This window comes from Chloroflexota bacterium, from assembly GCA_035652535.1.
Classification (GTDB): Bacteria; Chloroflexota; UBA6077; order UBA6077; family SHYK01; genus DASRDP01.
On sequence record DASRDP010000090.1, the window covers coordinates 1 to 11,094 of the forward strand.

Annotated in this window: 9 protein-coding genes; 7 read left to right on the forward strand and 2 right to left on the reverse strand. The window is 63.1% G+C overall.

What is annotated here, in order from left to right; all coding sequences use genetic code 11:
• The coding region (locus VFC51_10675) for a cupin domain-containing protein (GenBank protein HZT07483.1) at window positions 1–402 on the forward strand (402 nt) is incomplete at its 5' end.
• A 10-nt stretch (window positions 403–412) separates the two neighbouring features.
• On the opposite strand, the gene VFC51_10680 is transcribed toward VFC51_10675, so the two are convergent.
• On the reverse strand, window positions 413–1,822 hold the full coding sequence (locus VFC51_10680; protein HZT07484.1) for an NAD(P)/FAD-dependent oxidoreductase: 1,410 nt from the start codon (window positions 1,820–1,822) through the stop codon (window positions 413–415).
• Between the two features lie 117 nt (window positions 1,823–1,939).
• Here VFC51_10680 and VFC51_10685 point away from each other — a divergent pair, with 117 nt between their 5' ends.
• The 3 genes from VFC51_10685 to VFC51_10695 all read left to right on the forward strand — a co-directional run bounded on the left by VFC51_10685 (window position 1,940) and on the right by VFC51_10695 (window position 7,345).
• Window positions 1,940–4,774: a UPF0182 family protein gene (locus tag VFC51_10685; GenBank protein HZT07485.1), complete on the forward strand. Its 2,835-nt coding sequence runs from the start codon at window positions 1,940–1,942 to the stop codon at window positions 4,772–4,774.
• Window positions 4,767–6,281: a hypothetical protein gene (locus VFC51_10690; protein ID HZT07486.1), complete on the forward strand. Its 1,515-nt coding sequence runs from the start codon at window positions 4,767–4,769 to the stop codon at window positions 6,279–6,281. Before VFC51_10685 ends, VFC51_10690 begins: the two co-directional genes overlap by 8 nt.
• A 110-nt stretch (window positions 6,282–6,391) precedes the next feature.
• Window positions 6,392–7,345 (forward strand): terpene synthase family protein, encoded by a 954-nt coding sequence (locus tag VFC51_10695; GenBank protein HZT07487.1) that lies wholly within the window; start codon window positions 6,392–6,394, stop codon window positions 7,343–7,345.
• Between the two features lie 55 nt (window positions 7,346–7,400).
• On the opposite strand, the gene VFC51_10700 is transcribed toward VFC51_10695, so the two are convergent.
• Window positions 7,401–7,979 (reverse strand): hypothetical protein, encoded by a 579-nt coding sequence (locus VFC51_10700; protein ID HZT07488.1) that lies wholly within the window; start codon window positions 7,977–7,979, stop codon window positions 7,401–7,403.
• A 6-nt stretch (window positions 7,980–7,985) separates the two neighbouring features.
• Here VFC51_10700 and VFC51_10705 point away from each other — a divergent pair, with 6 nt between their 5' ends.
• From VFC51_10705 to VFC51_10715, 3 genes are all read left to right on the forward strand, one after another.
• Entirely contained in the window at window positions 7,986–9,185 is a 1,200-nt protein-coding gene (locus VFC51_10705; protein ID HZT07489.1) for an ATP-binding protein, read from the forward strand.
• Window positions 9,163–10,623 (forward strand): HD domain-containing phosphohydrolase, encoded by a 1,461-nt coding sequence (locus VFC51_10710; GenBank protein ID HZT07490.1) that lies wholly within the window; start codon window positions 9,163–9,165, stop codon window positions 10,621–10,623. Before VFC51_10705 ends, VFC51_10710 begins: the two co-directional genes overlap by 23 nt.
• Window positions 10,624–10,632: 9 nt before the next feature.
• Window positions 10,633–11,094 (forward strand): O-acetyl-ADP-ribose deacetylase (locus VFC51_10715; GenBank protein ID HZT07491.1); only part of this gene is annotated, 462 nt, incomplete at its 3' end.

Sequence of the window (11,094 nt, forward strand, 5' to 3'; positions counted from 1 at the left end):
CCGGGGACCCCGTGGGACGGGATCTTCATGGAATACGTCAATCCCCACACGGGCGGGCCCATCATGCCGACCATCGGCGCGCACGCCCAGCTCCTCCGCCCTGGTGAACACACCCAGGCCCATCGCCACACCATGGACGTCGTGTACCAGGTGGTGGAGGGGAGCGGGTATTCCATCGTCAACGGCGTGCGCTTCGACTGGGAAGAGCACGACATCTTCGTCATACCCAAATGGGCCATGCACGAGCACGCAAATCCCTCGGGCAGCGCGCCAGCGTGCCTGTTCTCATACAACGACGGGCCGGCGATGCAGGCGCTGGGGCTCTATCGCGAAGAAGAGCTGATCGAGAACGACGGCTACCAGGAGGTGACCGGGACGTTCGCGCCGGCGACGCTGAAATAGCCGCGCGCAGTCAGGCGACGCGTTCCGCAGCCTCCACCGGTGGTGGAAGCTCGATCTCCGCCGTGTAGCGGCCGAACAGCGCCCCCAGCGCCCAGTCGCCCAGAACCCGGAATTTGCTCTCGAGCCCGCGGAGGCGGCCCAGGTAGAAGGTGCGCCACACGAGCCAGGCCAGCGCGCCCGACAATCGGAACCCGAGGACGTTCGCGACAGCGGCGTTCGTGCCGAGCGAAACCATCTCCCCAAGGCCTCGATAGGCGAAGGGCCGCGGCTCTTCCCCGCGCAGCTCTCGCACGACGTTTTCCGCCACCGTGACAGCCTGCTGAATCGCGACCTTCGCATCGGCCGGGAGAGGCTGGTGATTGGAGGGATCCGTGTACGCGGCGCTATCGCCGAGCGCGTACACCCCCGGGACGCCGGGGACTCGGAGGCACTCGTCCACGACGACGGCCCCCGCACGACCCTTTGGCAGGTCGAGGGCCGCGACGACGGGATTCGCCTTCACGCCGGCAACCCAGACCAGGGTTGAGGTGGGGATCTCCCGACCGTCCTGGGTCGCGATGCCACCGTCCCAGACGCGCTCGATCGACGTATTGGACAGCACCTCTACCGCTTTCCGCCGAAGGACGCCTGCAGCCTCGCGGGCAAGGTCTGGGCCGAGGGTGGGCAGGACGCGCCCTTGGGCCTCGCAGAGAACGATTCGGACCTCGCGCTGAAACGAGATGTTCGGGTAGCCGGCGATGAGCGTGTGGTGGATGAAGTCGTGCAGGGACGCCGCAAGCTCGACACCGGTCGGCCCACCCCCGACGACCACGATGGTGAGGAGCCGCTTGCGCTCCGCTTCGTCGCTGGAATTTGCCGCGCGCTCGAAGCAATCGACGATGTGATTGCGAATCCCAATGGCGTCGGACATCGACTTGAACGGATACCCGTACCGCTCGACCGCGTCGATGCCGAAGAAGTTGCTCACTGATCCGAGGGCAACCACGAGCTTGTCGTAGGCCAGATCGCCATCGCCCGTGACGACGCGGCGCGCCGCGAGATCGATGGCGCGGACCTCCGAGCGACGGACGCTCAGGCGATGGTCCCGCAGGAGTCGACGGACCGGAAAGGCGACGCTCCGCGGCTCGACGGCCGAGCCGGCCACCTGGGTGAGCATCGGCGTGAAGAGATGGTAGTTGTGGCGGTCGACCAGTAGCACTTCGGTATCGTTCTGATCACGAAGCGCATCGGCGATTCGCACGGCGCTGTAGAGGCCCCCAAATCCCGCTCCGAGTATCAGGACGCGCCGGGCTGGCTCCGATTCTGGTCGAACGGTTCGGAGGGGGCTGCTCTTGTTCTGTTGGCGCAGCGCCCATCGGGCGGCTAACAGGCTGGCGATGGCGCCGCCGGCAACGAGGACGGTTCGCTTGAGATCGCCCATGGCGGCCTCCCGTGTGACCCCAAAGCTCCACTTACACTGTACGTCAATAGGGGATGGTCAACTTTCCCGATGTAGAATCCCGGGCGCGTGCGCCATTGGGTGTACCGGAGGCCGAGTTTGGACTCATTTCCCGGGGTGCAGGACCGCCCTCAGGTGCGCATCTCGGGCGTTGTCGTCGCGAGCGCGATCGCGCTCATCGTTCTGCTCCTGGTCTTCGCGCTCGTCGACCTCGTCACCGAGTGGATGTGGTTCGACAGCCTTGGGCTCACCGCCGTCTACTGGACCGGCCTGTTCGCGAGGCTCACCCTCTTCGTGGTCGGGGCCTGCGTCTTCATGGCCCTCTTCGCGGCGAACGTCCTCGTCGCGCGTCGGCTGGCCTACGGCCTCGCCGTTCGACAGCGGCGGGCGGGCGTCAACGCCACGTGGGAGGAGCTACTCTCGCAGATCGGCGCCCAGATGGCGCGCGGCGGAAGCTACTCTCGCCTGATCAACGTCGCCGTGCTGTTCGCCGGCGGACTGCTCGCATTCTTCATGGGACTCGTCTCGACCGGTAGCTGGTTGATCGTGCTGCAATTCCTCAATCGCTCGGTTTTCGGTGTCGCGGACCCCGCCTTCGGCAACGACGTGGGTTTCTACGTCTTCGTCATGCCGGTCCTGCGGGCCATCGAGGGATGGCTCTTCCTGGCATGGATATTGATTGGGCTCTCGGCAGTGGCGGTGTATGCGGTGGTAGTCACGTATGAGCTTGCGGTCAACATCGGCCAGGTCGGGTTTCCCCTCTCCCGAGGCATCAAGGGCCACATCGTCTGCCTGGCCGCGGTGGGATTCGTGCTCATCGCCGGGCATCACGTGTTGGACATGTTCGATCTGGTTCGGTCAACGCGCGGCGCCGCGTACGGAGCTGGCTTCACGGATGTGAATATCCAGCGACCAGCGCAGATGGTGATGGCAGCGGCCGCCCTATTCGCGGCGGCGCTCTCCATCGCGGCGGCGTTCGGACGCGGCCTCCGCCTGCTCGTCGTTGGCGCGGGGGTCTGGCTCGCCGTCATGTTGGTCGTCGGGTGGGCATTCCCGACACTCGTCCAAAACGTCGACGTGGCCCCCAACGAGCTGGACCGGGAGCGCCCATATATCGGTGCAACGATCCGGTCCACGCGGGCGGCGTTTCGGCTCGACGGCGTCGAAGAGCACGACGTGGCCTACCAGCCGTCGGTCAGCGGGGCAGCGCTCGCAGCGGATCGGGAGACCGTCGACAACATCCGGCTGTGGGACTATCGCCCGCTGAAGGACACCTATCGCCAGATCCAGGCGATTCGGCAGTACTACCAATTTGACGACGTCGATGTCGACCGCTACACCATTGACGGTCAGTATCGGCAGGTCATGCTGGCCGCACGGGAGCTGGTGCCCGATCAGTTGCCGCGCGAAGCCCAGTCGTGGGTGAGCCGGCAGCTTCAGTACACCCACGGCTATGGAATCGTGATGAGTCCCGTCAACGCCGTGAGTCAGGAGGGCTTGCCGGACCTCATCGTGCGCGACATCCCACCGGTTGGGCAGGTTCCCATCACGCGGCCAGAGATCTACTTTGGGCGCCAGACGAACCACTACGTGGTGACCGGCACGTCGACGCCCGAATTCGACTATCCGAGCGGCGATAGCGGCGTCTTCGTGCCGCAATACGGTGGGCGCGCAGGAATCAGTGTCGGATCTTTCCTGCGGCGGCTCCTCTTCGCCATGAAGTTTCAGGACGTGAACTTCGTCTTGAATGGGTCATTCCGCGAGGAGTCACAGCTACTCTACCGAAGGAACATCGCCGATCGCGCGCGACAGATCGCCCCGTTCTTGCGACTCGATCCTGATCCCTACGTCGTCGTCGCGGACGGGGCGCTCTATTGGATCCAGGACGCATACACCATCAGCGACAGGTATCCGTATTCGGAGCCATACCAGCCGGTAGCGCAAAATGGCGTTCGGCGCCCCCGCGCGTTCAACTACATCCGGAACAGCGTAAAAGTCGTCACGAGCGCGTACGACGGTACTGTTCACTTCTACGTTGCCGATCCTTCGGACCCGCTCATCCAGACGTACGAGCGCATCTATCCCAGCCTCTTTGTTCCCGTGGACGATGCGCCGGCCGCCATTCGCTCGCACTTTCGATACCCGGAGGAGATGTTCCGAATACAGGCGGAAAAGTATCGGTTGTTCCACATTCAGGATCCTCGGGTGTTCTATCTCCGGGAAGACCAGTGGACGATTCCCAAAGAGCTCTACTACAACAAGGAGCAACCGGTTGAGCCCTATTACGTCATCATGAAGCTGCCGGGTGACGAACATCCTGAGTTCATTTTGATACTTCCGTTTACGCCAACGAACCGAGACAACATGATAAGCTGGCTAGCTGCGCGCTCGGATCAGCCGGAATACGGCAAGATGTTGCTCTATAAGTACCCGAAGGACACCGTGATCTACGGTCCCTTCCAGATCGAGACCCGAATGGATCAGGTTCCGGAGATCTCATCGCAGTTTGCGCTTTGGAACCAGGCAGGATCGCAGGTGATACGCGGAAACCTGCTCGTCATTCCGGTTGGGCAATCAGCCCTGTATGTGGAGCCGATCTATCTCCAGGCGACGGCGAGCCCGTTGCCCGAGCTGAAGCGCGTAGTGGTCGCGAATGGTGATCGCATCGTCATGGAGGCGTCGTTGAGCGACGCCATCGCGCGTCTCTTCGGTACCGGGCCGCCGACGGCGGCCGCGCAGCCCGCGGCGCCGCAGGCGCCGTCTGCGCCCGCGACCCGGGTGTCCGGGGAAGTGGCGCAGCTCGTCGCGGAGGCTCAGGACCACTTCCAGCGCGCGCAGGACGCGCTGCGGGCCGGCGATTTCGCCCGTTACGGCGACGAGCTGAACGCGCTGAGCGACGCCTTGAATCAGCTTGCGCAGGCAACGCATGAGTGAGCCCCGCATCGGGCAGGAAGAGCTGACCGCGGAAGCGCGCAAGCTTCTCGGCTCCATCTCCTATGGCGAGATGTCCTCGACGGCGTACGACACGGCGTGGGTGGCTCGGCTGCCGAGCCCAACGGACCCGGACGTGCCGATGTATCCGGCGGCCTATGACTGGCTGCTCCAGGCGCAGCATGCGGATGGAAGCTGGGGATCGGACATTCCGATGCCCCACGACCGCGTCGTCTCGACACTCGCCGCGCTGATCACGCTGGCGCAAAGCTCCTATCGAAGGTCGGAGTCGGAGCTCGCCTACCGGCGGGGTATCGTCTACCTGAACCGGGAGCGCCCAAATATCCGCGAAGATCCGGCGGAGACGGTGGGTTTCGAGCTGCTTCTGCCGGAGATGACTCGGCAAACGCAGGCGCTGAATATCAGCCTACCGTATGACGACTGGACCTTCATCGAAGCCGTCAAGGTCGACAAGCTCCAGCGCATTCCGCCCATCGCGGTATACGGCGGCCCGACGCCTCTCACCCATTCGCTGGAGTATCTGGGCGACCGTCTGCTGCCCGCGCTGGCGACCCGGTGCCGATTTCAAGACGGCTCGTACGGCATTTCCCCTTCCGCCACTGTGTTCGTGCATCAAAAGGCGCCGACGAGCGAGACGGCGGAGTACATCGAGCGGGTGGCGCGGATCGACCCGACCGGCGGCGTACCGTACGTGCACCCGTTCGAAGTGTTTGAGACGGCCTGGGTGCTGCACTGCCTCGGCCCGTTCGTGGACGGAATGCCAGAGGCGAACGACCTGGCCGAGCGCCTCGTCCAATCCTGGAGTCCTATGGGGCTGGCCTGGACGGCCGAGAGCACGGTCACCGATGCCGACGATACGTCCGTGGCCTTATTGGTGCTCACGCGGCAGGGCCGGACGATGGACACCGGCATTTTCGAGCTGTTCGAGACGGCGGACTACTTTCAGACCTTTGTCTATGAGCGCGACCCGTCCGTCACGACCAACGCCCACATTCTCTCGGCGCTGCGTCTGTACCCGAGCACGCCCGAACGGCGACGGATGATCGTCAAGATCGTGCAGTATCTGCGCCAAGCGATGGTCAATGGCGAGCACTGGCAGGACAAATGGCACGGCTCGCCATACTATGCGACCGATGAGGTGGTGTTGGCGCTCCTCGGGCTGGCCGACGACCTCGTGCGCGACGCGATCCAGTGGCTGCTGGTGAGCCAGCATGAGAATGGGGCGTGGGGTTGGGGCGACGGGACGGTGGAGGAGACGGCCTGGGCGACCCACACGCTGGTCGCGGCCGCCGAGGCCGACACTGGGGTGCGCGCCCTCGCCATGGACGCGATCGAGCGCGGCGCGGCGTACCTGGAGGACCATTTTGGCGAAAGGGAGCACCCCGCCATGTGGATCGGGAAGAGCCTCTACACGCCGCCGAACATTGTGCGCGCCATTATGATCGGAGCGCTCTGGAGACGGAGCAAACTGGTGCCTGACCTGCCGTGAATCGAAGCGACGGTAGCCAGCCTGCTGGTCAGCTTTTTCGCTCGCTGCTCGCTGATGGGGCGCAGCGCAAGCGTTTGCTACCTCACCTCACGGACCGAGAGATCGCCGCGGTGGACCGGCTCCTAGACCAAGTAGTTGAGCAGTCCAATCAGTGGTGCTCACAGTGGACGATCTTTAATCCCACGTACGTATTGCCCGTTGCGTTAATCAACATCGTGCAGTTTCCAGATCTCCCGATACTATCCATTCTCAGCAGAGTCAAGAATTCAATGTGGATCTACGCAATCGATGATTTAGTTGACGGTGGGAAGCTAACAGAGCGGGAGTTACGCATAGCCTTGTTCGAATGCGCGCTCGTTGCGTCAGCAGCCGACAACATCAAACCTGAGAGCGAGCTAGCACGAACGCTCCAGGTTCTCCATCGCGAATTGATGGAGTTCCCAAATTACCAACATGTAGCGCGGATGTGGTCAACTTCGTTGATTCGTACGATCGACGGAATGATGTACGAGTACTGGATGCAGCGGCGCTACAAACCGATTCAGTTCACTGCTGAACTTCCCCCCTATGACGAATATATCTACTACGCTCGGAGCAGTATCGCCATAACCTATCTGTGGATTACCGGCCTCATTCTTGAGACAGACGTCGGTATAAAGACGGAGCTACCTGGCCTGTTTCGGCTTGCAGACCAGTGCGCGTTGGTTATCCGTCTAGCGAACGACGTTTGCACGTTTAAGAGGGAGCTAGAGGAGGGCGGCGTAAATGCCGTCGCGCTCTGTATCAGCCAGCTCCTCGCGACCGCAGGTCGTGAGCCCATCTCGAACCTAATCGCTCGAGCCTCCCGCACAGTGTCGCGGCGCGTTGACCGGGAGCTTGCGCGGGCGAGAGCAATTGCGAAGACCGTGAGGACGGATAGTGCCGTCGAGGAGCGGTTTCTCAGGGCAACTGAGGTTAGCGTCGACCTGTATCGGCGGTCGGATATCCGCGTGTGGTCAAAAATCGTGAACAAGAACGATTTTGAAGGATCGAGTGATCGAGCGGGGCAAGTTGCTGGTCGCTAGACGAGTGGTGCCAGCGCGTGGCGCAATGCACCTCATCGCCTTGGGTGGGAACATCTTAGATCGCATCGCGCCGCTTCCAGACGTCGTAGACGATGCTCTTCATGACGAAAGGTACATATGCGTCATGAGGGCCGCCGCCGGTTGTATTACTGTTCCCCTCGTAACTGGACTCGGCTTGGCAAATCGCAATGAAATCTATTCGGTGATTGCCTTCGCGCTCGCGTTCGATATGGTCATTCTGACGGTCCTTATTCCAAAGTTCCCCCGCACCGTTCGCGGAGGGTACGTCCCTTGCCTGTTCGACTTGGTCGCAATAGCCGCGGCCATTCGCATCGATGGCGGAATCGCGTCCAACTTCTACGTTATCTACTACGTGTCCGTCATCATCTTTGTCTTCCGGTTCCCAAGTAGGCAGGCGCTCCTTGTTCCTCTGGCGATAGGGGTGACGTACTCGTTGGCTGTTGCTGGAACGAATGGCCTGAACTCGCAGACATTGAGCCTGGTACTGTTTCGAATGCTTTGGGTCGTCCTCACGGGGGTCGTCGCGAAGATCGTTGTCGATCGCGCACGGCAGGCGCAGCGAGCTTTGGGCGTCGAACTTAACCGAACGCGTGGTCTCCTCCAGGCTGCGCATGCTCCAATGACAAGTCTAACGGTAATTGGGGTGCTCGACGCGGTGCTTGAGCAGGCCCGCGCCTTGACCGAAGCCGACTGCGCTCTCGTGCAGCTCGACCGATTTGATCCGCACCCACCGTTGAGCCGGGCTAGTGATGGCGATACGGCGCCGATGGTCGCCCTGTCCCGGCTCCTTCAGCGGAATCGGCGCGCGCGACAGGTCCTCCTAGCCGCCGCCGGTCCCGTGAGTCCTACCGAGCTGGCCCGCGACCTGTCTGCCATCCCGGCCGAGATCGGCGATCTCGTCAGCATTTGCGCCGCGCCGATTCCCAGCAATGTGGGGCAGCTGGGAATCGTCGTCGTTGCTCGCGCAAGCGACCCGCCATTCACTTCCCAGCACTACGAGGCGCTCTCTGCTTTCCTCCAGCGCGCCACGCTCGCGATCCAGAACGCGCGCCTCTACGAGCAGCTCCAGGCTCAGCTCGAGGAGCTGCGCTCCCTCCACGACCAGGTCGTCGGCGCGGAGCGGCTTGCGGCCCTCGGTCAGCTCGCCGCCAAGATCGCTCACGAGCTGAACAACCCGCTCGCCTCCATCCATATGTACAATTCCCTCCTGCTCGAAGGGCCCATGGACGAGAGCGAACAGCGCAAGGTCGGCGAGGGCGTCCAGGAGCAGGTCGAGCGAGCGAAGCAGGTCGTGATGGAGATTCTCGATTACAGCCGTCCCCGGGCGCCGCACCGTGAGCTGCTCAATCTCAATGACGCCGTGCGGCACGGCCTGCGCCTCGTCCAGCACGCGGCGCGTCCGGCCCACGTCACTCTCGTCGAGGCATACGCCGATGATGTACCCTCGGTCCTCGTCGATCGAGGCCATATGGCACAAATTGTTACCAATCTCACGTTGAATGCCATTCAGGCCATGCCGAGTGGTGGTACCCTCACCATCAGCACCGGAGCGGAGAACGGTGAGGTATTCTTCCGATTCCAAGATACGGGCGTGGGCATTCCGCTCAGCCAGCAGCAAAGGATCTTTGATGCCTTCTTCACGACGAAAGCGCCCGGCCAGGGCACCGGGCTGGGGTTGGCTGTTTGCCGAACCCTCGTCGCCCAGCATCACGGCCGCATCACGGTGGAAAGCGAGCCCGGCTCGGGCAGCGCATTTACCGTGTGGCTTCCGCGCGCGACAGTAGAGGAGGAGATGGTTGCCGGATCAAACCCACGCTGAGCGAGTGCTCCTCGTCGATGACGAACGAGCCATCGTCGACTCGTGCACGATGGGCCTCAGCCGTTCCGGGTACCGCGTAAGCGCCACCACGAGCCCCCACGAGGGCATCGAAATGGCGATTCGCGAGCCGTTCGACTTGCTCCTCGCGGACATCATGATGCCGGGGATGAGCGGCGTCGAGCTGCTTCGCACGGTCAAACACCTGTATCCAGACATCGCTGGCGTCATGATCACCGGTCACGGAACGATGGAGGTGGCGATCGAGGCCCTTCGCGCCGGCGCCAATGGCTTTCTCCTCAAACCCTTTACGGCCAACGAGCTTCGACTCTCCATAGAGGATGCGCTGGCGAAGAACCGCGTGCTGAAGGAGAACCTCCGGCTGAAAGCCCTGATGCCCCTTTACGAGACGAGCCGCGCCTTCTACCACGAAACAAGCCTCGACCGTCTCACCGCCACCATCACGGAACAGCTCGCAAAGAGCATCGGCGCTGACCACGTCAGCATCCTGTTGGCCGAGAACGCGGCGGACCTGCCGGCGTTTCGGAGCCATGCCGCGTTCCCGCAGCAAGGCCTCGTCACGCCCGTCAGCGCTGAGCTGCTCGAGTGGGTGGCGAAAACGCAAGAGCCGCTCACCGTGCGCGAGGGCGGCATCACCAACCTGCCGCCCGACATCAGCGGCGTGCCCAGGCCCGGCGCCGTGATGTACCTGCCGCTCCTGGCCAATGGCTCCCTCGTAGGCGTCTTGCGCATCAAGAAGGCAGGCGCAGACCAGCAGTTTGCGGACGGCGAGATCGAGATGCTCTCCATTCAGGCGAGCCAGGCAGCGATCGCCATACACAACGCCTTGCTGCTCCGAGACGTCGAGAATGGCTACCTCGACGCGTTGGCAGCGTTGGCGAATGCGCTGGAGGCGCGCGATACCGAGACGCGCGGACACACCGAGCGCTTGTCGTCCAACAGCGTACTCATCGCCGGTGCCATGGGTCTGCCGACCAACGACGTCGAATCGGCCCGGGTCGGGGCTTTGCTGCACGACATCGGGAAGATCGGCGTGCCCGACAACATTCTCCGGAAGCCAGGAAAGCTGACGCCGGAAGAGTTCGCCATCATCAAGCAGCATCCCATCATTGGCGACCGAATCCTCGCGCCGATCCCCCAGCTCCAAAAGGCGCGGGGCGTCGTTTTGGGCCACCACGAGCACTTTGACGGGTCGGGCTATCCCTACGGTCTGGTGGGCGACGAGATCCCGATCTCCGCGCGAATCGTCACCGTAGCGGATGCGTTCGACGCCGTCACGGAGACGCGCGTGTATCACGCCGGCGAGTCCCCGGTCCGCGCCCTGGAGGAGCTGAAGCGCGGCCGCGGAACGCATTTTGACCCCAACGTCGTGGACGCATTCTTCGACGTTCTGCAGTCCGCCCAGCGAGCGCCTAGCTGAGCCGTCTCGATGCTCGGCGACAGGCTTGCCATCGTCCAGGGCGACATCACCACACAGCGGGTCGACGCGATCGTCAACGCCGCAAATAGCTCGCTTCTCGGCGGGGGCGGCGTCGATGGCGCGATCCATCGAGCGGCCGGCCCCGGCTTGCTGGCTGAATGCCGAACGTTGAACGGCTGCGCGGCGGGCGAAGCGAAGATCACCGGCGGCTACAACCTTCCCGCGAAGTGGGTTATTCACACCGTCGGTCCGGTGTGGCACGGAGGCTCCCACGGCGAGGATGAGACGCTTGCCCGCTGCTATCGGAGCTGCTTCGCGCTGGTCGAGCAAAACGGGGTCCGCACCGTGGCCTTTCCGTCAATCAGCACTGGTGCATACGGATTTCCAATCGAGCGGGCGTCCCGGATAGCGCTCGCCGAGATCGCGTCGTTCCTGAGACGCAACGACTCCGTCGAGCGCGTTATCATCGTA